This window comes from Komagataeibacter sp. FNDCR2, from assembly GCF_021295395.1.
Lineage (GTDB): Bacteria > Pseudomonadota > Alphaproteobacteria > Acetobacterales > Acetobacteraceae > Komagataeibacter.
On the sequence record NZ_JAIWOU010000001.1, the window covers coordinates 1634559 to 1657102 of the forward strand.

The 22544-nt window shown below is 65.4% G+C and carries 22 protein-coding genes, 1 tRNA gene and 1 riboswitch; of the genes, 14 read left to right on the forward strand and 9 right to left on the reverse strand.

The genetic code is table 11. From position 1 onward, the window contains the following. Positions 1-94: 94 nt before the first annotated feature. The 6 genes from LDL28_RS07715 to secA are packed head-to-tail and all read right to left on the reverse strand — an operon-like array spanning position 95 to position 6239. On the reverse strand, positions 95-511 hold the full coding sequence (locus tag LDL28_RS07715) for a YbgC/FadM family acyl-CoA thioesterase (protein WP_255663111.1): 417 nt from the start codon (positions 509-511) through the stop codon (positions 95-97). Next, on the reverse strand, positions 501-1559 hold the full coding sequence (gene ruvB / locus LDL28_RS07720; RefSeq protein ID WP_233058026.1) for a Holliday junction branch migration DNA helicase RuvB: 1059 nt from the start codon (positions 1557-1559) through the stop codon (positions 501-503). Before ruvB ends, LDL28_RS07715 begins: the two co-directional genes overlap by 11 nt. Further along, positions 1556-2179 (reverse strand): Holliday junction branch migration protein RuvA, encoded by a 624-nt coding sequence (ruvA, locus tag LDL28_RS07725; protein WP_233058027.1) that lies wholly within the window; start codon positions 2177-2179, stop codon positions 1556-1558. Before ruvA ends, ruvB begins: the two co-directional genes overlap by 4 nt. Further along, a complete protein-coding gene (gene ruvC, locus LDL28_RS07730; protein WP_233058028.1) occupies positions 2176-2682 on the reverse strand; it encodes a crossover junction endodeoxyribonuclease RuvC in 507 nt (168 codons plus the stop codon). The genes ruvA and ruvC overlap by 4 nt, the downstream gene beginning before the upstream one ends. Before the next feature lie 8 nt (positions 2683-2690). Continuing rightward, positions 2691-3440: a YebC/PmpR family DNA-binding transcriptional regulator gene (locus LDL28_RS07735; RefSeq protein WP_233058029.1), complete on the reverse strand. Its 750-nt coding sequence runs from the start codon at positions 3438-3440 to the stop codon at positions 2691-2693. A 57-nt stretch (positions 3441-3497) separates the two neighbouring features. Further along, entirely contained in the window at positions 3498-6239 is a 2742-nt protein-coding gene (secA, locus tag LDL28_RS07740) for a preprotein translocase subunit SecA (RefSeq protein ID WP_233058030.1), read from the reverse strand. A gap of 284 nt (positions 6240-6523) precedes the next feature. Between secA and LDL28_RS07745 the strand changes: the two genes are divergently transcribed. From LDL28_RS07745 to LDL28_RS07795, 11 genes are all read left to right on the forward strand, one after another. After that, complete coding sequence (locus LDL28_RS07745; RefSeq protein ID WP_233058031.1) at positions 6524-7393, forward strand: peptidylprolyl isomerase; 870 nt, start codon at positions 6524-6526, stop codon at positions 7391-7393. Between the two features lie 99 nt (positions 7394-7492). Beyond that, positions 7493-8728 (forward strand): bifunctional glutamate N-acetyltransferase/amino-acid acetyltransferase ArgJ, encoded by a 1236-nt coding sequence (gene argJ / locus LDL28_RS07750; RefSeq protein ID WP_233058032.1) that lies wholly within the window; start codon positions 7493-7495, stop codon positions 8726-8728. 110 nt (positions 8729-8838) lie between these two features. Then, positions 8839-9429, forward strand: coding sequence for an RDD family protein (locus tag LDL28_RS07755; RefSeq protein ID WP_025813700.1), 591 nt, complete (start codon positions 8839-8841; stop codon positions 9427-9429). Between the two features lie 195 nt (positions 9430-9624). After that, a complete protein-coding gene (locus LDL28_RS07760; protein WP_233058033.1) occupies positions 9625-12156 on the forward strand; it encodes a mechanosensitive ion channel domain-containing protein in 2532 nt (843 codons plus the stop codon). Then, on the forward strand, positions 12149-12883 hold the full coding sequence (locus tag LDL28_RS07765) for a 2OG-Fe dioxygenase family protein (RefSeq protein ID WP_233058034.1): 735 nt from the start codon (positions 12149-12151) through the stop codon (positions 12881-12883). Before LDL28_RS07760 ends, LDL28_RS07765 begins: the two co-directional genes overlap by 8 nt. Further along, on the forward strand, positions 12880-13929 hold the full coding sequence (locus tag LDL28_RS07770; protein WP_233058035.1) for a hypothetical protein: 1050 nt from the start codon (positions 12880-12882) through the stop codon (positions 13927-13929). Before LDL28_RS07765 ends, LDL28_RS07770 begins: the two co-directional genes overlap by 4 nt. Before the next feature lie 237 nt (positions 13930-14166). After that, positions 14167-15303 carry an ABC transporter permease gene (locus LDL28_RS07775; RefSeq protein ID WP_233058036.1) on the forward strand — a complete coding sequence of 379 codons (1137 nt, stop codon included), beginning with the start codon at positions 14167-14169 and terminating at the stop codon, positions 15301-15303. Between the two features lie 5 nt (positions 15304-15308). Then, complete coding sequence (locus LDL28_RS07780) at positions 15309-16112, forward strand: ABC transporter ATP-binding protein (protein WP_233058037.1); 804 nt, start codon at positions 15309-15311, stop codon at positions 16110-16112. 5 nt (positions 16113-16117) lie between these two features. Next, the gene (locus LDL28_RS07785; RefSeq protein ID WP_233058038.1) at positions 16118-17071 is read left to right on the forward strand and encodes an MlaD family protein; all 954 of its coding nucleotides are present in this window, start codon (positions 16118-16120) and stop codon (positions 17069-17071) included. After that, entirely contained in the window at positions 17068-17736 is a 669-nt protein-coding gene (locus tag LDL28_RS07790) for a membrane integrity-associated transporter subunit PqiC (protein ID WP_233058039.1), read from the forward strand. The genes LDL28_RS07785 and LDL28_RS07790 overlap by 4 nt, the downstream gene beginning before the upstream one ends. A gap of 77 nt (positions 17737-17813) precedes the next feature. Next, on the forward strand, positions 17814-18320 hold the full coding sequence (locus LDL28_RS07795; RefSeq protein ID WP_370636277.1) for a hypothetical protein: 507 nt from the start codon (positions 17814-17816) through the stop codon (positions 18318-18320). Between the two features lie 22 nt (positions 18321-18342). Here the strand turns inward: LDL28_RS07795 and LDL28_RS07800 are convergent. Continuing rightward, positions 18343-18416: transfer RNA gene (locus tag LDL28_RS07800), tRNA-Gly, on the reverse strand. A 121-nt stretch (positions 18417-18537) separates the two neighbouring features. Then, positions 18538-18618, forward strand: a riboswitch (SAM riboswitch). A 125-nt stretch (positions 18619-18743) separates the two neighbouring features. Between LDL28_RS07800 and metZ the strand changes: the two genes are divergently transcribed. Genes metZ through folE form a run of 3 tightly spaced genes read left to right on the forward strand, consistent with a single transcriptional unit; the run spans position 18744 to position 21105 of the window. Next, positions 18744-19946: an O-succinylhomoserine sulfhydrylase gene (metZ, locus tag LDL28_RS07805; protein WP_233058040.1), complete on the forward strand. Its 1203-nt coding sequence runs from the start codon at positions 18744-18746 to the stop codon at positions 19944-19946. Between the two features lie 19 nt (positions 19947-19965). Next, positions 19966-20442 (forward strand): Co2+/Mg2+ efflux protein ApaG, encoded by a 477-nt coding sequence (gene apaG, locus LDL28_RS07810; RefSeq protein ID WP_233058041.1) that lies wholly within the window; start codon positions 19966-19968, stop codon positions 20440-20442. 57 nt (positions 20443-20499) lie between these two features. Further along, entirely contained in the window at positions 20500-21105 is a 606-nt protein-coding gene (folE, locus tag LDL28_RS07815; protein WP_233058042.1) for a GTP cyclohydrolase I FolE, read from the forward strand. 31 nt (positions 21106-21136) lie between these two features. Here the strand turns inward: folE and LDL28_RS07820 are convergent, their stop codons facing one another. Together LDL28_RS07820 and moaB are read right to left on the reverse strand one after the other, a co-directional pair. Then, entirely contained in the window at positions 21137-21712 is a 576-nt protein-coding gene (locus LDL28_RS07820) for a DJ-1/PfpI family protein (protein WP_233058043.1), read from the reverse strand. A gap of 136 nt (positions 21713-21848) precedes the next feature. Next, complete coding sequence (moaB, locus tag LDL28_RS07825) at positions 21849-22403, reverse strand: molybdenum cofactor biosynthesis protein B (protein ID WP_233058044.1); 555 nt, start codon at positions 22401-22403, stop codon at positions 21849-21851. Between the last annotated feature and the right edge of the window lie 141 nt (positions 22404-22544).

Below are 22544 nucleotides of genomic sequence, written 5' to 3' on the forward strand. Positions count from 1 at the left end.
GGCAAGCCACGGCCAACCCGCTTTCCGCACAGCCCTGCGTCATGGTCAACCCATGGCACGAAAAGAACACGAAGGCCGCATGCCTTCATGCCGTTCAGGCGACCAGCGCGCGCAAGAGATCACGCCATAACGGCGGAAATCGGGCAGCACGCCCGTCATCGGCGCGCACGCAGGCCAGACGGACATCCAGCGTGCCGCAGCCCGCGCCCCCATCCGCGCCGACGCGCCGGAAGTCCTGCACGAGCCGGCAGCTCGCCGCGCCCAGTTCCGTCAGGCGAGTCGTGATGCACACGATATCGTCAAGCCGCAGGGGCGCGCGGTAGTCCATGGCGGCGTGGCGCACCACGAAGGCCAGCCCGTAATCGGCCAGCAGGTCGGATGCCGCCTGCCCCTGCGCGCGGATGGCCTCGGTGCGGGCGCGTTCGGCCAGGGCAAGGTAGCGGGCGTGATAGACCACGCCCCCCGCATCCGTATCCTCGTAATAAATGCGGAAATCTATTTTATGTTCCATCCGGCCCATCCCCCAGCAGGTCGCCCTGACCGGGCATGCGGGCGGGCGGTTGCAGGCCAAGGTGCCGCCAGCCCCGTTCCCCCAGCATGCGGCCACGGCTGGTCCGCAGCACAAGTCCCTCCTGAATCAGGTAGGGTTCGATCACGTCTTCCAGCGTGTCACGGGCTTCGGCCAGGGCGGCGGCAAGGGTTTCCACCCCCACCGGGCCACCGTGATGGTAGTCGGCAATGCGGCGCAGATAGCGGCGGTCCATGCCGTCCAGCCCCATCGAATCGACCTCCAGCCGCGACAGGGCGGCATCGGCCAGCGCCCGGTCCACCGGCCCGCGCCCCGCCCGCGCCACGGCGGCGAAATCACGCACTCGGCGCAGCAGTCGGCCCGCGATGCGCGGCGTGCCGCGTGAACGGCGGGCGATTTCCTCCGCCCCTTCGGGCGTCAGGTCGAATTCCAGCTTGCGCGCGCCACGCGTCACGATCTGGCACAGTTCCTCGGGCGTATAGAACACCAGCCGCAGCGGAATGCCGAAGCGGTCGCGCAGCGGGGTCGCCAGCAGGCCCGCGCGCGTGGTCGCGGCCACGAGGGTAAAGGGGGAAAGGTCGATACGCACCGAGCGCGCGGCCGGTCCCTCCCCGATGATCAGATCGAGCTGGAAATCCTCCATCGCCGGGTACAGCACCTCCTCGATGGCGGGATGCAGGCGATGGATTTCGTCGATGAACAGGACATCGCGCGGCTGGAGGTTGGTCAGGATGGCGGCCAGGTCGCCCGCGCGCTGGATCACCGGGCCGGAAGTGGCGCGAAAGCCCACGCCCAGTTCCCGGGCCACGATCTGCGCCAGCGTGGTCTTGCCCAGCCCCGGTGGCCCATGCAGCAGCACATGGTCCAGCGCATCGCCGCGCTGGCGGGCGGCGGCGATGAAGATGGCCAGGTTCTCACGGCTGGCCTTCTGCCCGGTGAAATCCTCCAGCGTCTGGGGGCGCAGCGAACTTTCGTTCCCGTCCTCCTCGCCCCGGCGGGCGTCTATCTCGCGCTCGGGGGGGAGGGTCATCGGGCCAGTTCCTTCAGCGCGTCACGGATCACGATATCCAGATCCACCCTGTCTTCAAGACGTTCGATGACCCGCTCCACCACGGGTTGCGCCTCGGCACGCCTGAAGCCAAGGCCGGACAGCGCCAGCAGCGCATCCGCCGCGATCCCGCGCGCGCCAGACCCGGCAGCCAAACCCGCCGCCGCCGCCGTGGCCCCCACGGGCAGGCCAGTGGGCATGCCCTCGCATTTATCGCGCAGTTCGGTCACGATACGCTGCGCCAGCCGCGCGCCCACGCCCCCCGCGCGGGTCAGCATGGCCTTGTCGCCCGCCGCGATTGCACTGATCAGGTCGGACGGCGGCAGGGTGGACAGGATGGCCAGCGCCACCTTGGCCCCCACGCCCTGCACCGTTGTCAGCAGGCGGAACCACGCGCGTTCCGAGGCCTCGGCAAAGCCGTAAAGCAGGATCGCGTCTTCCCGCACCACGGTTTCCACCAGCACGCAGGCCAGTTCCGGCGGTTGGGGAAGCGTGGCCAGCGTGCGGCTGGACGCCTGCACCAGATAGCCGACCCCGCTGACATCGATCACGCAGCGATCAGCCTCCACCTGCGCCAGCAGGCCCCGAAGCTGCGCGATCATGCCATCCTCGTCGCGCGCGCGATATGGGCGGCGCTGGCGCGGTGATGGGCGTGGCAGATGGCCACGGCCAGCGCATCCGCGGCATCCGCGCGCTTCAGCAGGGCGGTGGGCAGGATACGGCGGACCATCATGCTGACCTGTTCCTTCGTTGCGGCCCCGGTGCCCACAACCGCGCGCTTGACTGTCTTGGCCCCGTATTCGGATACGGGAATATCCAGCAGCATCGGCACCAGCAGCCCCACGCCGCGCGCGTATCCCAGCTTGAGCGTCGCGGCCCCGTTGCGGTTGACGTAGGTTTCCTCCACCGCCGCCTCATCGGGGGCGAAGCCGCGCGCCAGTTCCAGCAACCCGTCATGCAGGTGGCGCAGCCGCTCCGGCACCGACAGGGCCGAGTCGGTGGCGATCACGCCATCGGCCACATGCGTCAGCCGGTTGCCCTGCGCGCTCACCACACCCCAGCCGGTAAAACGCAGGCCGGGGTCGATGCCAAGGATGCGGACCACGCGCGCGATCAGGCCGAGAGCTTTTCGGCCACGTCGTCCGGCAGGTCAAAATTGGCGTACACGGCCTGCACGTCGTCGTGGTCTTCCAGCGTGTCGATCAGCTTGAACACGCTGCGCGCCTTTTCCTCGTCCAGTTCCACGGTGTTGCCCGGCCGCCAGTCCAGCTTGGCCGAAGCCGGTTCGCCAAAGCGGCTCTCAAGCGCGTCACGCACGGCGAAGAAAGCCTCGACCTGGCAGGTCACCTCATTCATGCCGTCCACGCTTTCGACATTCTCGGCCCCGGCCTCGAGCCCGGCCTCGATCAGGTCGTCCTCGCTCGCGGCGTCCTGCGGATAGGTGATGACGCCCAGCCGGGTGAACATGAAGGAGACCGAATTCGTCTCCCCCAGGGAGCCGCCATGCTTGGAAAACGCGGCGCGCACATCGGAAGCGGTGCGGTTGCGGTTATCCGTCAGCCCCTCCACGATCACGGCGACACCGGCGGGGCCGTACCCCTCGTAGCGCACTTCGGTATAGTCGTCGCCGCCGCCCGCGCCGCTGGCCTTCTTGATGGCTCGTTCGACCGTGTCCTTGGGCATGTTCACCTCACGCGCGGCCGAAATGGCGGCGCGCAGGCGCGGGTTCATGGCCGGGTCGGGCATGCCTTCACGCGCCGCCACGGTGATTTCACGAATGACCTTGGCAAACTGCTTTGCCCGCTTGGCGTCCTGCGCGCCCTTGCGGTGCATGATGTTCTTGAATTGGGAATGACCCGCCATCGTTCGTCCCTGATCCTGTTCTCGTCTATCGTTCTTGTCCGTGCGCCGGGCGGGCGGTCAGACCAGCCGCCCGTGGCAGTGCTTGTATTTCCGGCCCGACCCGCAGGGGCACGCCGCGTTGCGCGAGACCTCGCCCCAGCTTGACGGGTCATCGGGCATGATCGCGGCCCCCCCGATCGGCACCGCCATGGCGGGTGCCGCCTGCCGTCCCGCCGCATCGGGGATGAGACCGGGCCCCGGCTCGTTCTCCAGCCCCGGCACCTCGGGGTCGGAATGCACTTCCGCCACCCCGGCGAAGGGGTTGTCGAGCGGCGGCGGCGCCATTTCCACCCGCGCCATGGTGGAGGTGACCCGCACGCGCAGGTGGTCCAGCATGGAATGGAACAGTTCGAACGCCTCGTGCTTGAACTCGTTGAGCGGATCCTTCTGCCCATAGGCGCGCAGGCCGATGCCCTGGCGCAACTGGTCAAGGGCGAGGAGATGTTCCTTCCACACCGCATCGAATGTTGTCAGCAGCACCTGCTTTTCAACATAGCGCATGATGGAGGGGCCGAAATTCGCCGCCCGGCTGGCCTGGGACTGCGCCGCCGCCTGCTCGATCCGCTCGGTCACGACGCCCCCGTCCACGCCATCCTCCTCCGCCCACTGCGCGATGGGCAGGGTCAGGTTCAGCGTGGTCTGCACGTCCTGTGCCAGTTCGTCCTTCAGCCACTGTTCGGGGAAGGATTTTTCCGGGATGCGGCGGCCGACCATGTCATGCACCACGTCCTCGCGCATTTCGCCTATGATGGCGGACAGATCCTCCGCACCCATGTATTCCCGGCGCTGGGCATAGACTTCCTTGCGCTGGTCATTCATCACATCATCGTATTTGAGCGTGTTCTTGCGCATGTCGAAGTTGCGGGCCTCGACCTTTTTCTGCGCGCGCTCAAGGGCCTTGTTGATCCAGGGGTGGACGATGGCCTCCCCTTCCTTCAGGCCCAGCTTCTGGAGCATGTTGCCCATGCGGTCCGTGCCGAAAATACGCATGAGGTCATCTTCAAGCGAGATGAAGAAGCGCGAATTGCCGGGATCGCCCTGACGCCCCGCGCGGCCACGGAGCTGGTTGTCGATCCGGCGGCTTTCATGGCGTTCGGTGCCGATCACGTACAGCCCGCCCGCCGCGCGCACGGTCTCGTGGTCGCGGGCGACCTTCTCGCGCAGTTCGACCTCGCGCCGGGCGCGTTCCTCCGGGTCCTCGATGCCGCCAAGCTGCTGGCTGATCAGCATGTCCACATTGCCGCCCAGCTTGATGTCGGTGCCGCGCCCGGCCATGTTGGTGGCGATGGTGATGGCGCCCGGCGCGCCCGCCTGCGCCACGATCTCGGCCTCGAGTTCATGGAAGCGGGCGTTGAGAACGTTATGCTTGATGCCGTTCTGGCGCAGGAGCGAGGAAAGATATTCACTTTTCTCGATCGAGGTCGTGCCCACCAGCACCGGCTGGCCGGAGGTGGCGCTGATTTCCTTGATCAGGCTGCTCACCGCCTCGTATTTCTCGCGCGCGGTGAGATAGACCTCGTCATCATCGTCCTTGCGGGCGACGGGCAGGTTGGTGGGAATCTCGATCACGTCGAGCTTGTAGATATCCGCGAATTCATCCGCCTCGGTCATGGCGGTGCCGGTCATGCCCGACAGGCGTGGATACATGCGGAAGTAGTTCTGGAATGTGATCGAGGCCAGGGTCTGGTTTTCCTGCTGGACCTCCACGTGTTCCTTGGCTTCCAGCGCCTGGTGCAGCCCGTCCGAATAGCGGCGGCCCTCCATCATGCGGCCCGTGAACTCGTCGATGATGACGACCTTGCCGCCGCGCACGATGTAATCGACATCGCGCGTGAACAGCGTATGCGCGCGCAGCGACTGCTGGACATGGTGGATCACCGCCACGTTATGGCTGTCGTACAGCCCGCCCTCATCCAGCACGCCCGCGCCGCGCAGCAGTTCCTCGGCCTGTTCGGCGCCTTTTTCCGTCAGGATGACGGAGCGGAACTTCTCGTCCTTTTCATAGGTTTCGGGATCGGCCACCAGGGCGACCATCACCTCGTCCACCGAGCGGTAGAGGTCGGAGCTGTCCTCGGCCGGGCCGGAAATGATGAGCGGGGTGCGCGCCTCGTCAATCAGGATCGAGTCGACCTCATCGACGATGGCATGGTGGAAGGGGCGCTGGACCATGTCTTCCACGCGGTATTTCATGTTGTCGCGCAGGTAGTCGAAGCCGAATTCGTTATTGGTGCCGTAGGTGATGTCGGCACGATAGGCGGCGCGGCGCTCGTCTTCGGGGATGTTGGGCACGACCACGCCGATGGTCAGGCCCAGGAAGGAGTACAGCCTGCCCATCTGCTCGGCGTCGCGGCTGGCGAGATAGTCGTTGACCGTAACGACATGCACGCCCTGCCCCGCCAGCGCGCTGAGATAGACGGCCAGCGTCGCCACCAGGGTCTTGCCCTCACCCGTGCGCATTTCCGCGATCTTGCCGTCATGCAGCACCATGCCGCCGATAAGCTGCACATCGAAATGGCGCATGCCCAGCACGCGGCGCGAGGCCTCGCGGCACACCGCGAACGCTTCGGGCAGGAGCGCGTCAAGCGTCTCGCCTTTCGCGATGCGTTCACGGAATTCCGCCGTTTTCGCGGCCAGCCCCGCATCATCCAGCGCCTGAACCTGCGGCTCCAGCGCATTGATCGCGGGTACGCGCCGCTGATACGATTTCAGCGCCCGGTCATTGGCGGTTCCGAACAGAGCGCGGGCAATACTGGCGAACATGAAGACCTTCCAGGAATGACAGTCCCGCCTGGCCGCCAGAGACCGGCGGGACCGAAGACAGGCGTGGCGGATAAAATTCTCGCGCGGAAACATGAAATAGGACCCACACCGCCACGGGTCAACCGACGGACCGCAACGCCGCGGGCGCAACGGGGGAAAAACAGCCATCGGGCATCCGGCCCTTGCAGGCTGGGCAACCCTTCGCCATGATGCCCGCCGAACGCGTTCATAACTAGGGTTTTTTGCACATGCGGACGACCGGTCCGGCAAAGGCTGTCGCAACGATGGCCCTGCTTGCTTCCTCCTTCATCATTCCTCCTGCATTCGCGGCGTCTCCCGCCCCGGCCCCGGCCGCGCCGGCGCCCGCCGCCACGGCGGACCAGAATCCGGTCCTGGCCAGCGTGAACGGGCAGCCGATCCGCCTTGCCGATGTGCGTCAGGCCATGGCCTCGATGCCCGAGCAGCTACGCAAGCTGCCCGACAACATCATCGTGCCGATCCTGCTCAACCAGCTTGTGGACCAGCGCGCCATCCAGGCCGCCGCCACCAAGTCCGGCCTGGACAAGCAGCCCGACGTGCAGCAGCAGATGCAGACGGCGGCGCAGAACGCGCTGCAGAACGCCTATCTGTCCGCGCAGGTCACGCCGTCGCTGACGGATGACGCCATCAAGGCGTATTACGACAAGAATTACGCCAACAAGCCCGGCGCGGAAGAAATTCACGCCCGCCACATCCTGGTCCAGACCGAGGAACAGGCCACCGACATCATCAAGCAGCTCAAGGCGGGCGCCGATTTCGGCCAGCTGGCCGCCAAGCTGTCCAAGGATCCCGGTTCGGCCAAGCAGAACGGGGGCGACCTGGGCTGGTTCAAGAAGGGCGACATGCTGCCCACCTTCTGGGATGCGGCATCGACCATGCAGCCCAACAGCTACAGCCAGACGCCCGTGCACACCCAGTACGGCTGGCATGTGATCCAGGTGCTGGGCAAGCGCACCGCGCCAACGCCGACGCTTGACGCCATGCGCGACCAGATCCGCCAGAAGCTGATCCAGGAAGGCGTGCAGAAAGCGGTGAGCAACGCGCTGGCGCAGGTCAAGGTCGTCCGCTTCGGCCCCGACGGCAAGCCCCTGCCCGAGACCCAGCCCGAACACTGAGCGCACTGTCGCCCATGGGCGGAAACACCATCGGGTTTCCGCCCCGAGCTTCCCCCCGATTTCACGTATTACCCCGTTATTTCAGGATCCTGACCGACCATGGCCAACGCCCTGCCCGTGTCCCCCCTCGCCCGGCCACTGCCTGAACTGCCGCCGCTGGCCGGCGTGCGCTTCGGCGCGGCCGAGGCGGGCATCCGCTATACGGGGCGGACCGATCTGGTCATGGCGGAATTCGCGCCGGGCACGACCGTGGCCGGTGTCTATACCCGCAGCAAATGCCCCGGCGCCCCGGTTGACTGGTGCCGCGCCGCCATGGCCGATGGCCGTGCCCGCGCGCTGGTGGTCAACGCGGGCAACGCCAATGTCTTTACCGGGCGCGCGGGCTTCGAGGCGACACAGGCCAATGCAGCCGACGCCGCCCGTCTGGTCAACTGCGCGGCGAGCGAGGTGTTCCTCGCCTCCACCGGGGTCATCGGGGAAATCCTGCCCTACCAGAAGATTTCAGCAGCCCTGCCCGGCCTTTACGCCACCCTGTCCGATAACGGATGGGCGGATGCCGCGCGCGGCATCATGACCACCGATACCTTCCCCAAGGCCGCGACCCGCACGGCGCGGATCGGCGGGACCGCCGTGCGTATCCAGGGCATCGCCAAAGGCAGCGGCATGGTGGCGCCGGACATGGCCACCATGCTGTCCTTCATCGCCACCGACGCGGCCCTGCCCGCGGGCGTGATCCAGTCCCTGCTGACGGAGGGCGTGAACCGCAGCTTCAACTGCATCACGGTGGATTCGGATACCTCCACCTCCGACATGGTGCTTCTGTTCGCCACGGGCCAGGCGGGCAATGCGCCCGTCGCCACGGCGGATGACCCGGCGCTGGCCGATTTCCGCACCGCACTCGATTCCCTGCTGCTGGAACTGGCGCTGCTGGTGATCCGCGACGGGGAAGGCGTGACGAAGATGATGCATATCACCGTCACCGGCGCGACATCCGATGAATCGGCCCACCGGGTCGCGATGGCCGTGGCCAATTCCCCGCTGGTCAAGACCGCCGTCGCCGGTGAGGACGCCAACTGGGGCCGCGTGGTGATGGCGGTGGGCAAATGCGGCGAACCCGCCAATCGCGATACGCTGTCCGTCGGCATTGGCGGCACATGGATCGCGCGCCACGGCACGGTCGTACCCGGTTATGATGAAACCCCCGTCGTCGCCCACATGAAGGGCCAGGAAATCGAGATCACGATCGATCTTGGTCTGGCCAACGGCACGGCGCAGGCATGGGGCTGCGACCTGACACACGGCTATATCGACATAAACGGTTCCTACCGCAGCTAGGCGCGGGGCGCGCCTGAACGGGACGCGCCCGTTTTTCCTGTTCCGTTCCGCCCGCAGCAGTGGCAAAGCTGTTCGGGTAATCCAACGGCAGCCAGACAGGAACGCCCTGCATGACGAACCAGTTTTTCCGCCCCGCCTCGAGCCCACAGGATGTCTGGACCTATGGCGGCTTCTGGATCCGGGTTGTCGCCTATCTGATCGATTCCATCGTGATCTGGGCGCTCCTGGCCCTGCTGGGGCTGCTTCTGGTGCCGCCCAGCCTGTCGGTGTCCATATTCGACCAGCAGCCGATCAGGGGCAGCGGCGGGGATTACCGCATCTCCTACATCCAGCCCGCGGACTACACCATCCTGTCCACCACCCCCCACCTGCACTGGAATGGCAACGGGGTGTTCGAACTGGTGTCGCTGCTGCTGCCCGCCGCCTATTTCATCGTGTGCGAGGCCTCGACGCTACAGGCCACGCCGGGCAAGATCGCCTGCCGCATGCGGGTGACCGACCTGTATGGCAACCGCATCACGCTGCTGCGCGCGGCGGGGCGCTATTTTGGCAAGTACCTGTCCGCGCTGATCCTGGGGTTCGGCTTTCTCATGGTCATGTGGACGCAGCGCAAGCAGGGGCTGCATGACATCCTGGCCGGCACCTGCGTCATCCGCCGCGAAGCCCGCGCCGTGGCCCCGCCACCGCCGCAATGGGGCTGAAATAACGGAAAAGACACGTATAAATGCAACCTTGGCCCCGCTGGCAATCTTTTATTACTCTGCAACCCGAGTCTTTCGGGGCAGCGTGACAGTCGGCCCGTAGCCCGCGCGGCATGCGGGCAGGGTTCTGTCCGGGTGGGAAAGTCCAGCACTCTTCCGCCCGATTTCGTGTTTCCAAGGAGGTGAACAATCGGCATGCCGGCCCATTTCGTGACGACAGCCCATCCCGCGCCGACCCGTTTCCCACGGCGCGGTTTCCTGACCGTGCTGGCAGCCTTCATGCTGGTGTTCCTGCCATGGGCCTTCCCGGCCCGGGCGGCGGATGGGGCGGCGGCCCAGGGGGCCGGATCGCCCGGCATGAACGCCCAGCAGGCGCAGCAGGTTCTCTCGGTCATGAACGATCCGCAAAAGCGCGAGGCGTTCACCCGCACCCTTCAGGCCATCGCCAACGGCCTGCCCGCGCCGCAGCCCGCCCCCACGCCCGCCAAACCGGCCGCGGCCAGTAGCGACGTATCGCTTGAGCCGGACAGCATCAGCAGCGAAACGATGAACGAGCTGACCCACATGCGCGACATCGCGTTGCGGCAGGGCCAGAACTTCATCGCGCTATTCAAGGATCTGGCCTTCGTGGGGCGGTGGGTCCATTCCATCCTGTCGAACACGGATTCACGCCAGATCCTGCTTGACGCCCTCAGCCGCGCGGGCCTGATCTTCATACTGGCGCTGGTTGCCGAACGCGCGCTGTCCATCGCCACGCGCAAGCCGCTGGCCGCCGTGACCGCGCGCGCGGTCGCGACCGAAGCCCGGCTGAACCAGCGCCTGACCACCGAGGACCGCAAGGAAGACCAGCCGCCCCCGGCCGCTCCCGCATCCAGCGCGGACGCCAGGGCCGAACAGCAGACCGAGCAGACCCGCCAGCAGGACGACCGCAAGCAGCACGAGACCCTGCGTGTCATCACGCGCGTGCCGTATTCGCTGCTGCATTTCCTGATCAAGCTGCTGCCCGTGGCGCTGTTCCTCGGGCTTGGCTATGGCGGATCGGCCGTGCTGACCTCCACCAACCAGGCCGCGATGGTCACGATCACGCTGACCAACGCCTATGTCATCGCCCGCGTGATCTACCTGCTGCTTGAGACGATATTCGTCCCGCATTCGCCCACCATCCGCCTGTGCAGCGCATCCGACGCGACGGCACGCATGGTCACGCGGTGGTGGAACTTCCTTGTCGCCGCGCCCTCCATCGTGGTCTGCCTGTCCACGCTGGGCAGCGTGTTCGCCATGCCCGCGCGCGGCACGGAAGCCATCATCCGCGCCGTGGTGCTGATCGAGCATATCCTTGTCGCGATCTTCATCTGGCGCATCCGCCACCATGTGGGCGCCGCCCTCCAGCCCTCGGCCCGGTTGCAGCAGAAGCCTTTCTGGCTGTTCGTGGGCCGGATGGTCCGGTTCTGGTGGATTCCGGCCATGTTCTTCGATCTGGCGCTCTGGCTGGTCTGGGCCACGCAGATCCGTGGCGGCTATACGTGGATCCTGCGCACGCTGTCGCTGACCATCGTGGTCATCCTGGCGGCACGCCTGCTGTCCGTTCTGGCGTTCAGCCTGCAAAACCGGATTTTCCATGTGCCCGCCGAGACGGAAAAACGCTATCCCGGCCTGCAGGCCCGCGTGGATTACTATTACCCGATCGCCCGCCGCGCGCTGTCCGTGCTGCTGACGTTCGTGACCGTGGTGCTCCTGCTCCAGTCCTGGGGGCTGCCCGCGATCCGGTTCTTCCTGCATGGCTCGCTTGGCCCCAAGATCGTCGGCGCGATGCTGACGATCATGATCGCCTACACCATCGCCATCATGGTGTGGGAAATCGTCAACGCCATGCTGCAGAACCAGATCACCCGGTTCGAAAGTTCGGAACAGGCGTCACGCGCGACACGCCTGCGCACGGTACTGCCGATCATCCGCACGGTGCTGCTGACCTTCATCATCATCATCGTGACGGTGACCACCCTGTCGCAGATCGGCATCAACGTGGCCCCGCTGCTGACGGGTGCGGGCATCATGGGCGCGGCCATCGCCTTCGGTTCGCAAAGCCTGGTCAAGGACTTCATCACCGGCTTCTTCATGCTGGTGGAAAACGCCATGCAGGTGGGGGACTGGGTTACGGCGGGCAGCGTCTCGGGCACGGTGGAACACCTGTCCATCCGCACCCTGCGGCTGCGCGCGGTGAACGGGGATCTGCACATCATTCCGTTCTCCTCGGTCACGTCCATCGCCAATACGTCGCGCGACTACAACCTTGTCGTGGTCAGCTTCATGCTTGACCTGTCGGAGAACCCGCACCGTGTCGCCGCCATCTTGCAAGATGAACTGGCGATCATGCGCAAGGACCGCGTCTATGGCCCGCTGATCAAGTCGGACTTCTCCTACCTGGGCGTGGAGCAGGCGGATGGCAACGGCTCGAAATTCCTGGGCTCCATCCGCACGGCGCCGGGCGCCAAATGGAAGGTTTACCGTGAATATTACAGCCGCCTTTCGGCCCGCATGGTAAAGGAGCGCGTGGCCTTCCCGATTCCCACATCCGTCAACCTGCTGGGTAACGGCCCCGCTGGCTCCCTGCGCATGAAGATGGAGGAATTCCCCGCCATGACCCCGCCCGCACCGGCCAGCGCCCCACCCGCGGCCGAGGGCAAGCCCGCCCCCACGCCAGAAGGAAAAGACCCCACACATGACTGATGGCCTGCCGCCGCTCCTTGCGCGCCTTGAATCCCCCCTGTTCACGGATGGCTACGCCTTCGTGCCCGCGGGTGAGATGCTGCCGCTGCTGGAGCGGTACGGCCTGCGGGAGTGGGACAGCTTCGCCACAAGCTGGAACCGCCTGGGGCTGGACCGTTACATGGCCGACGGCGGTCGCTACCGCCGCCGTCGCCATGCCACCTTCGCCATCAGCGCCGATGGCATCCAGCGCAAGAAACACCAGCCGCATTACCAGAGCCGTGACTACAACGAGCTCAATGGCGGGATCGAACGCTGGTTCCGGGCCGTGGAGCCGGAAACTGGCGCGCATCCGGCGCTGCTGGCCATCATGCGGCTCATGCACCGGATCGTAAGCGACCTGAGCGACCCGGGCAGCCTGCCCGATACATGGCACACGGAAGTCCACCAGTTCCGGATCGAGGCGCTGGAGGGCAATCCCGGCCTCCCCACGCCCGAGGGGCTGCACCGCGATGGCGTGGACTGGGTGATGGTGGTCATGATCCGGCGTGAAAACGTGATGTGCGGCGAAACCGCCATCCATGACCTGCAACGCAACCTGGTCGGCAGCTTCATGCTCGACCAGCCGTTTGATACGGCCATTGTCAATGACAACCGCGTCTATCATGGCGTAACCCCGGTGCGGCCGCTCGACCCGTCCCGTCCGGCCTATCGCGATGTGCTGGTTGTGACCTTCCGCCATCAATGACGCCCGCCCCACCGGGGCAGGACGGCCCGTGGCGACGGTTCTGCCTGACGGCCCTCCTTGCCATCATGATGGTCGGGGGGGGGCTGTACCTGTTCATCGTCACGGTGGACCCATGGAACATGCTGCCCCTTTCCCCCCCGCTCGGGCGTATTCCCATTACGTCGAACGCCCGCTACACCATGCCCGCGCTGGCCCGCAATCCGCGCTTTGATTCGGTCATTCTGGGCACATCGACCAGCCGGCTCATGCAGCCCGCCGTGCTGGACCCGGCGCTGGACGCCCATTTCCTCAATATGGCCATGAACAGCGCCAGCCCGTGGGAGCAGGCGCGCGAACTGGACATATTCCTGCGCCACCACCCCCGGCCGCGCATTGTCATGATCGGGATCGACGCGGCGTGGTGTCACCTCCGGCCGGGCAGCCTGACCACGCCCAACCGGCCATGGCCGGAATGGATGTACGGCCACCCGGCATGGCAGGGCTACCTGCACATGGCCAGCCTGTACGCCCTGCAGGAAGCCGCCAACCAGTTCCTGTGGCTGACCGGGCTGAAAACCCAGCTTTTCGGCGCGGATGGCTATACCAGCTTCGTCCCGCCCGACAGCCAGTACGACCCGGCCCGCGTGCGGACGATCTTCACCCGCTGGGGGCCGCCGGACAACAGCCCCGCCCCCCCCGGCATGGCCGATACGCCCCCCGCCAGCATGGACCTGCTGGCCGCCATGGTGGAACGCATGCCTGCCTCCACCATCAAGATCCTGTGGTTTCCACCCGGCTCCAGCACCCTGCACGGCGTGGCTGGCAGTGTCGCGGCCGCCCGGCTACAGGCGTGCCGGGTGGGTATCGGCAGGCTTGCGGCACGGACACCGCAGGCATTGGCGCTGGACTTCAACCACCCCCCTATCCTGACGGAAAACCGCGACAATTTCTGGGATCCGCTTCATTACCGGCAGTTCGTGGCCCGCCGGATCATGGCGGACATCGCCACCGCCGTACGGGACGGGCGGGTGGCGGATCCGGCGCTGGAGATCCTGCACCCCCGATAAGCCGGCACCCGTGCCGCCATGGGCGCTCCCGTCCAAAGCCATGCGCTGCCATCGCGGAGCCTCCCCGGTGGCGGGGCTTGTGCCGGACGGGTCATCTGGTATGGAAAATGGACTACCGTGAACTGCCCACCCATTCGCAGGCCCGATGCCGGCGGATGACAGGGACGGGGTGCATAATGTGCAGGATGCCCGCGCCACCGGGCGGGCAGGGTCGCGGCACAGAGGTTGGAGAGGCTGGTGAATACGTCCGTCAATGGTGCGCCGCAATGGCAGCTACAGCCCGAGGCGAACCGGACCCTTGTCGCGCTGTCAGGCAACTGGATCGCGCAGGAAGGACGTATTCCCGAATTTCCGGACTCCGCCCTCAAGGACATCCCGCACGGCGCGCCGGTGGAATTCAGCACCGGGCAGCTTGGCAAATGGGATACATCGCTGATCAGTTTCCTGTGGGAACTCAAGCGCCACGCGCTTGAGGCCCATCTGGACCTGCGCATCGACACCCTGCCCGAATCCGCGCACAAACTGCTCGACCTGCTCCCCGAAAACCCGCCCGCGCCCACACGCCCCGCGCCGCACACCTTCGCGCCCGTCGCGGCGGTGGGCCAGTTCACGCTCGATACGCTGAACGAGATCGGCTGCGTGAGCGAAATGGGCACCGCCGCCGCCCGTGGCGGGTTCGCGGCCGTGGTGGGGCGCGGGATGATGCGCACGGTCGATCTCATGACCGACCTCAACGCCGCGGGTCCGGCGGCGCTGCTGATCGTGGGGGTGGTGAACTTCCTTGTGGGCGCGATCCTGGCGTTCGTGGGGTCGGTGGAACTGCATAAATTCGCGGCCGACATCTATGTGGCCAGCCTTGTCGCCATTGCGATGGTGCGCGAGATGTCGGCCGTCATGACCGCCATCATCATGGCCGGGCGCACCGGCGGCGCCTATGCCGCGCGCATTTCGACCATGCAGGGAAATGAGGAAATCGATGCGCTGCAGGTCTTCGGCATCCCGGTGTCGAGCTACCTGATCCTGCCTTCGGTCCTGGCGCTCGCCTTCACCATGCCGCTGCTTTACCTGTATGGCTGCCTGATCGGCATGTTCGGCGGGTTCTGCGTCTCCTACATCATGCTGAACGTCTCGCCGCTGGGCTATTTCCATGAAACGCTCCAGGCCCTGCCGCTGGACCAGTTCACCTTCGGCTTCATCAAAAGCTTCGTATTCGGCACGTTCATCGGGCTGACCAGTTGCCGCATCGGGCTGAAGGCCGGGCGCAGCGCGGCGGATGTGGGCATCGCGGCGACCAAGGCCGTGGTGGTCGGCATCGTGGGTGTGATCGCGCTGGACGCGGTGTTCGCGGTTGTCGCCAATGTTATCGGGATCTGATCGCCATGAATAACCAGATGCCCACCACCGACGATCGCCCGACGCTGATTTCCGTCAGTGATCTCACGCTGGCCTTCGGTTCGCGCGTGATCCAGCATGATGTGTCCTTTCAGGTCAAGCGCGGCAGCATCTTCGCCGTGATGGGGGGCTCGGGCTGCGGCAAGAGCACGCTGCTCAAGAGCATGATCGGCCTGCTGCGCCCCAGGCAGGGCAGCTACATGGTGGGGAACGACGATTACTGGGCCGGTGACGACGAAAGCCGCATCCGCATCGGGCGGCGGTTTGGCGTCCTGTTCCAAAGTGGCGCGTTGTGGAGTTCCATGACGGTGGGCGAGAACGTGGCCCTGCCCATGCAGATGTTCACCAGCCTCAAGCCGCCCGTCATCCGCCAGCTTGTGGAACTCAAGCTGGGGCTGGTGGGCATGCTGCACGCCATTGACCAGTATCCCTCCGAACTCAGCGGGGGCATGCGCAAGCGCGCGGGGCTGGCGCGCGCCATGTCGCTGGACCCGGACATCCTGTTTTTCGATGAGCCTTCGGCGGGTCTCGACCCCATCACCTCCGCACGGCTGGATGACCTGATCCTGAACCTGCGCGACGGGCTGGGGGCGACCATCATCATCGTAAGCCACGAACTGTCCAGCCTGTTCCATATCGCCGATGACGGCATCTTCCTTGACGCGGACCAGAAAACCGCCGTCGCCCATGGCTCGCCCACATGGCTGCGCGACCATTGCGACGACCCGCTGGTCCACGCCTTCATGCACCGCGAACAGCTGGACACGTCCAGCGCGCACGAAAACGGTTAGTGCCGATGGCCGACAGGCAGACACTGATCGGCTCGGTCGTACTGGGTGTGGCGGCCATCGCGCTGGGCGTGCTGGTGGTGAAGGGCGGAATCCCCCTGCCGGGCCGGGGGAGCGAGGCCGTCGTGATCTTCGAAAGCCCGACCAACGGGCTGGATATCGGCTCGCCCGTCAATTTTCGCGGCCTGCCGGTGGGCGCGGTCAAGCGCATGACCGTGCAGGTCGATCCGGTCAACCACCACACCTATATGCCAGTCTATATCCTGTTCGACCCGGCGCACGAACCGGGGCGGGGCGACCTGCCGCCGCTGCGCGATATGGTGCGCGACGGGCTGCGGGCGGAAATGGCGCTGCACAGTCTGGTGACGGGGCAGACCGAAATCGACCTCGACCTGTCTCCCGCCACGCCAGCACTCCTGCATCCCGGCCTGGTTGACCTGCCGGAAATTCCGATGGGGCAGACGGCACTCCAGCAGCTTGAGACCCTGATGGTCGCCACCTCGATCAAGCAGCTCCACAATGACCTGCAGACCGCGCTGCTGAGTATCCGCAAGCTGGCGGCCGATATAAGCCGCGACCTGCCCGGCGTGCTGTCCAGCGTCCGCGCCACCGCCGCCCATGGGGACACGGCGGCAGACACCCTGCGCGCCACCGTGGCCGACCTGAAAGAGCGCTCCGCCATCACCATCAACGCGCTGGACCGGATGATCGTGACCAATGGCAGGCAGTTCGCCGCCCGCCGCGCGGAACTGCGCGAACTGATCGCCAATACCCACCAGACCATGGCGCAGGCGAACGAAACCCTTGCGGGGCTGCATGCCCTGATGGACCCGCAATCCCGTGACAGGCTGAATCTGGACGATACGATGCGAGATATTATGGAAGCAGGCTACGGGCTGCGCGGATTCGCCAATGAAGTCAAAAGTAATCCGCAACTTCTGCTGATGGGACGCAACCAATGAAAACGCGCCAGCCCGCTGTCTCCTCCTCCCGTTCGCATCCGGCCCTGCGGGCAGGTGGCGGACTGCTGCTCTCGGCCGTGATGCTTTCGGCGTGTTCCTCCGCACCCGTGCGCTTCTATACCTTGGGCGCGCCCGCCATCGCCACCGGGGCGCAGTCTGTCGGCACCACAACCCAGATTACCGACACCACCCCCGTAATCGAGGTCGAACGCGCCCGCCTGCCGGATTACCTGGACAGTCAGGACATCATGGTGCGCGACGGGCATGAAATCGTACGCAGCGGGCTGGGCCGCTGGGCCAGCCGCCTGTCGGTGGGCGCCACCAACCTGATCACCGCACGCCTGGCGGAAAAATGGCCCACGCTGTTCGTAACCGACCAGCCGCAGCCCGAAGGGCCGACATGGCGGCTCCAGATCAATATAAGCCGCCTTGATGTCAGCCGTGACGGCAATGCCGCCCTGAATGCGGACTGGGCCATCATCCCGCAGGATTCACGGGCTTCCATCCTGCGCAACCGCACTGTTATCGTGATGGAAAGCAACACCGCCAGCAATGCAAACATCGCCAAGGTAAACGAAAGCCTGCTGAACGAACTGAGCAACCGGATCGAGGCAAGCTGGCCCGCGCCCGAACAGCCCGCCGCCCGGCAGCAGGACAAAAGCTGAAGCCCCCCCCAAGGGGGAACCTTTGCGCGCAGGGGGCATTGGGGCGCAATATCGTACCAACCGTGGGAGCCTCCTCCATGCCGCGTCTCCTTCGCCACCTTCTGGTCGCGTGCCACCTGCTCCTGCCCGCGCTGCTGGCCACCGCAATGGGGCCGGGCACGGCATGGGCGCAGGGGAATCCGGTCATCCTGGCGCAACATCCCGGCACCGAGCCCGACCGGCAGGCGCGTGCGCTGGTGGCCCGCCCCCTGCATGACGCCGCCGCCCATGGCGAACGCCCCGTGCTGCTGACCGGCTCGGCCCAGCTTTCAACGGATCCGGGGCGCACCGCGCTGTTCGTACAGGTGCAGTCCGAGAGCCTGTGCGGCTCGGCGGGGTGTTCCACCTCGGTCTATCTGCCTGATGGACATGACTGGAAGCTGGTGCTGGATTCCGTCAGCGGGCCGATCACCATTACGCCACAGACACATGGCGAGATGCATGACCTGCTGGTGGATGGCACGGACCGCTGGATCTGGAACGGCGCGACCTATACCGACACGCAGGCCACGGCCAGCCCGCCGCCCATGGACGGGACACGATAAAACATCGTTTTTTTAGGGAAAATGGAGCGGGTGAAGGGAATCGAACCCTCGTATGCAGCTTGGGAAGCTGCCGTTCTACCATTGAACTACACCCGCAGGCCGAGCCTTCTATACTGCACAAGCATGGCAGATGCAATCACCCCCCTTTCATGATGCGCGGAGCAGTTGACGCACCCGGCCCTGATCCGCAATAAGCATGCATGTCCGGCACAGTGCGTGCCGGATCCCTCGTGATTTGATACGGCCGGCTTGCGGCGAGGTAAAACATACGCGCTAAAGAGGCCAGATCCCGTCGGCAGGGCGCGGGTATCATGGTTTCCACGGTCGTGAACCGCCCTTGCGGGCTGGCCTGTCGCGCATGAACCGCCGCTGGTCTCGGCCCGCTTGTCCAGATCACCCTGTTTGCAGGAATTTCCATTTCCCATGACTGACCAGCCTGACCCCAGATCGCTCCGTCCCGCCACCCGCCTGATCAACGCGGGCCTTGAACGCACCCCCTATGGGGAAACCAGCGAGGCGATGTTCCTGACCTCCGGCTTTGTCTATGACAACGCCGAACAGGCCGAAGGCACCTTTACGGGCGATGTCTCGCATTACCAGTATTCACGCTTTGGCAACCCGACCCTCTCCAACCTCGAACGCCGCCTGTGCGACCTTGAGGGCGCGGAAGCCTGCGCGCTGACCGCAACCGGCATGGGGGCCGTGTCCTCCGCGCTGCTGGCGCAGGTCCGTGCGGGGGACCGAGTTGTCGCATCCCGCGCGCTGTTTGGCTCGTGCCACTGGATCGTGGCGGAACTGCTGCCGCGCTACGGTGTCGAGACCGTGTTCGTCGATGGCGGCGACCTTGCCGCATGGAAGGACGCGCTGGCCCTGCCCACCCGCGCCGTGCTGCTGGAAAGCCCGTCCAACCCGATGCTCGACGTGCTCGACATCCGCATGATCTGCGATCTCGCGCACAAGGCCGGGGCGACCGTGGTGGTGGACAACGTGTTCGCCACCCCGCTGTACCAGAAGCCGCTGGAACTGGGGGCCGATGTGGTGGTGTATTCGTGCACCAAGCATATCGACGGGCAGGGCCGGGTGCTGGGCGGCGCGGTGCTGTCTTCGGCCAAATGGATTGATGAGGTGCTGCGCCCGTTCATCCGCAACACCGGCAACAGCCTGTCCCCCTTCAACGCCTGGGTCATGCTCAAGAGCATCGAGACACTGGCGCTGCGCGTGGACGCCATGACCCGCAACGCGGCGAAAGTGGCCGACTTCCTGGCCGACGCACCGGGCATCCGGCGCGTGTTCTATCCCGGCCGTGCGGACCACCCGCAATATGAACTGGCCAAAAAGCAGATGTCGGCCGGATCCACGCTGGTCGCCTTCGAGGTCGAGGGCGGCAAGGCGGAGGCGTTCGCGTTCATGAACGCGCTGCGCGTCATCTCGATTTCAAACAACCTGGGCGATGCGCGTTCCCTTGTCACGCATCCGGCCACCACCACGCACATGAAGCTGGCACCCGAGGAACGGGCCCGCCTTGGCATCAACGACGGTGCGATCCGCTTTTCCGTCGGGCTGGAAGATGCCGATGACCTGATCGACGACCTCAAGCGCGGCGTCGCGGCGCTGGCCAACCGGTAACCTGAGGAGCCTCCCCTCCATGAGCAAGAACCGGCCTTTCCCTCCCCCCGGTGGGGAAGGAGCGGAGTCCCCGCTGGGCGAGATAACGGACAGCACCCCCTGTTTCGAGGCCACGACCGATGACGTGCGCGTGGTTGTCCAGACCTTCTGGCTCGATGACCAGTCGGAGCCGGACGAGCACCGCTATGTGTGGGCTTACCGGATCCGCATCGAGAACCATGGCGGCGAACAGATCCAGCTCCTGCGCCGGAGCTGGCGCATTGTGGATGGGCAGGGCCGGATCGACCGCGTGGAGGGCGATGGCGTTGTGGGCGAACAGCCGGTTATCGACGCCAACGCCAGTTTCGAATACATGTCGGGCGCGGCACTTGAAACGCCAACCGGCTTCATGGGCGGCACGTACCACATGATCCGCCCGGCAAGCCGGGAGCACTTCGATGTCAGCATTCCCGTCTTCAGCCTGGACAGCCCGCACCATCCGACTGTCCTTCATTAAGTTTTTCCCCGTGGCACGCCCCTGCCGGGCCTGCCCCTGCCACAAGAACCGACAGCAATGACCACCATCAATCCCCGCCCTTCCCGCATGGAAGCCCAAGAGGCCGTACGCACCCTGCTGCGCTGGGCTGGTGAAGATCCGGACCGCGAGGGCCTGCACGACACGCCGGAGCGCGTCATCAGGTCGTATGATGAATTTTTCAGCGGCTATGCCGAAGATCCGGTTGACCTGCTGCGCCGCACCTTCTCCGAAGTCGATGACTATGACGAGATGGTGCTGCTGCGCGACATCCGCGTGGAGAGCCATTGCGAACACCACATGGTGCCCATCATCGGCGTGGCCCATGTCGCCTACCTGCCGCGCAAGCGCGTGGTCGGCATATCCAAGCTGGCCCGCGTGGTCGATGCCTATGCCCGGCGCTTCCAGATTCAGGAACGCCTGACGGCGCAGATCGCCAACACCATCAACGAGGAACTCCAGCCCTATGGCGTGGGCGTGGTGATCGAGGCGTCGCACCAGTGCATGACCACGCGCGGCGTGCATCGCCCCGGCGTGTCGATGGTGACCAGCCGCATGCTGGGCACGTTCCGCTCCAATTCCGACACGCGGCGGGAATTCCTGTCGATCCTGAACCGCCCCGCCCTGAACAGCAGCGGGATCTGAAACCGCACGCGCACCCGGCGTGCGCTAACGCTCAGAGCGTGACCTTCGCCCCCAGCACGGCGATGAACTGCGCCAGCCACGCCGGGTGGGCGGGCCATGCCGGGGCGGTGACCAGCCTGCCATCGGTTATCGCCGCATCAAGGGCGATATCGGCGTAAATCCCATCGGCCAGTTCCACCTCGGGGCGGCAGGCGGGATAGGCCGACACCTTGCGCCCGGAAATGATCCGGGCCGCCGCCAGCAACTGCCCCGCATGGCAGATGGCGGCAATGGGCCGGTCGGCAAAGGCGCGGACCAGTGCGATCACCCGCGCATCCAGCCGCAGGTATTCCGGCGCGCGCCCGCCGGGCAGGACCAGACCGGCGTAATCCCCGTGCCTTACGTCATCAAAACTGGCGGTCAGCGTGAAGCGGTGGCCGGGTTTTTCGCTATAGGTCTGCGCGCCCTCGAAATCATGGATGGCGGTCAGGACATGCTCCCCCTTCCCCCGGCCGGGACAGACCGCATCGACCTGATAGCCCAGCATGGTCAGGGCCTGATAGGGGACCATGACCTCGTAATCCTCGACGTAATCACCAGCCAGAAGCAGCAGTCTTGGTGCGCTCATATCCGTTTCTTTCCATCACGACGCATTCGGGTGCGGCTATTTTCCAAAAGCTTCATGAAACGCCGTCTTTATTGAAAAAGGACGGCGCCCAGAAACTTTTATCATTTCCTGTCAAATGGTTGTTTTAAATGATCGCTTAATGCCCATGCCCGTCGGGGACGAGATGTTCGCGCAGGCGGGGCATGAGTTCGACAAAATTGCAGGGCACATGGCGACTGTCGAGCTGCCAGACCAGAATGTCGTCCCATCCATCCTTCACCGCGCCGGACGAACCGGGCAGCGCGAACAGGTAAGTTCCGTTCGCCACGCCCGCGACGGCGCGGGACTGGATCGTCGAGGTTCCGATCTTCTGGTAGGACAGCATGCGGAACAGCTCCCCAAACCCCTCGATGCGCTTTTCGATCACCTGGTCAAACGCTTCAGGCGTGACGTCGCGGCCGGTCACGCCGGTGCCGCCGCTGGAAATGACGACATCGACCTGCTCATCCGCGATCCATCCGGACAGGGTGGCCGCGATCTGCCGGGCATCATCGGTCACGATGGCGCGGGCGGCCACGACATGACCGGCGCGGGCGATCCGTTCAGCCAGGATATCACCCGACCTGTCCGTTTCCGGGGTGCGGGTATCGGAAACTGTCAGTACCGCAATGCGGACGGGCAGGAAGGGTTTGTTCATATCTAGTCGCGACATTCTTCATGTTCACCATTCCGGCGGCCGGACGTCAACGGTCATTGGATTGTGATGGGATCCGAACCGAACCAGACCGGGGGAAATGAGTAATATGTGTGAACAAACACAAACCCCCGATGTATTTGTGCGTTGCACAAAAAA

Bases quoted from the DNA above. Each gene is read 5' to 3' on its own strand.
- LDL28_RS07745 (WP_233058031.1), top strand. From the start codon at position 6,524: ATGGCCCTGCTTGCTTCCTCCTTCATCATTCCTCCTGCATTCGCGGCG.
- LDL28_RS07735 (WP_233058029.1), bottom strand. From the start codon at position 3,440: ATGGCGGGTCATTCCCAATTCAAGAACATCATGCACCGCAAGGGCGCG.
- LDL28_RS07820 (WP_233058043.1), bottom strand. From the start codon at position 21,712: ATGAGCGCACCAAGACTGCTGCTTCTGGCTGGTGATTACGTCGAGGAT.
- LDL28_RS07715 (WP_255663111.1), bottom strand. From the start codon at position 511: ATGGAACATAAAATAGATTTCCGCATTTATTACGAGGATACGGATGCG.
- LDL28_RS07780 (WP_233058037.1), top strand. From the start codon at position 15,309: ATGAATAACCAGATGCCCACCACCGACGATCGCCCGACGCTGATTTCC.
- secA (WP_233058030.1), bottom strand. From the start codon at position 6,239: ATGTTCGCCAGTATTGCCCGCGCTCTGTTCGGAACCGCCAATGACCGG.
- moaB (WP_233058044.1), bottom strand. From the start codon at position 22,403: ATGTCGCGACTAGATATGAACAAACCCTTCCTGCCCGTCCGCATTGCG.
- metZ (WP_233058040.1), top strand. From the start codon at position 18,744: ATGACTGACCAGCCTGACCCCAGATCGCTCCGTCCCGCCACCCGCCTG.
- ruvB (WP_233058026.1), bottom strand. From the start codon at position 1,559: ATGACCCTCCCCCCCGAGCGCGAGATAGACGCCCGCCGGGGCGAGGAG.
- LDL28_RS07790 (WP_233058039.1), top strand. From the start codon at position 17,068: ATGAAAACGCGCCAGCCCGCTGTCTCCTCCTCCCGTTCGCATCCGGCC.
- LDL28_RS07795 (WP_370636277.1), top strand. From the start codon at position 17,814: ATGCCGCGTCTCCTTCGCCACCTTCTGGTCGCGTGCCACCTGCTCCTG.
- LDL28_RS07770 (WP_233058035.1), top strand. From the start codon at position 12,880: ATGACGCCCGCCCCACCGGGGCAGGACGGCCCGTGGCGACGGTTCTGC.
- ruvA (WP_233058027.1), bottom strand. From the start codon at position 2,179: ATGATCGCGCAGCTTCGGGGCCTGCTGGCGCAGGTGGAGGCTGATCGC.
- LDL28_RS07760 (WP_233058033.1), top strand. From the start codon at position 9,625: ATGCCGGCCCATTTCGTGACGACAGCCCATCCCGCGCCGACCCGTTTC.
- LDL28_RS07785 (WP_233058038.1), top strand. From the start codon at position 16,118: ATGGCCGACAGGCAGACACTGATCGGCTCGGTCGTACTGGGTGTGGCG.
- apaG (WP_233058041.1), top strand. From the start codon at position 19,966: ATGAGCAAGAACCGGCCTTTCCCTCCCCCCGGTGGGGAAGGAGCGGAG.
- LDL28_RS07765 (WP_233058034.1), top strand. From the start codon at position 12,149: ATGACTGATGGCCTGCCGCCGCTCCTTGCGCGCCTTGAATCCCCCCTG.
- folE (WP_233058042.1), top strand. From the start codon at position 20,500: ATGACCACCATCAATCCCCGCCCTTCCCGCATGGAAGCCCAAGAGGCC.
- argJ (WP_233058032.1), top strand. From the start codon at position 7,493: ATGGCCAACGCCCTGCCCGTGTCCCCCCTCGCCCGGCCACTGCCTGAA.
- LDL28_RS07755 (WP_025813700.1), top strand. From the start codon at position 8,839: ATGACGAACCAGTTTTTCCGCCCCGCCTCGAGCCCACAGGATGTCTGG.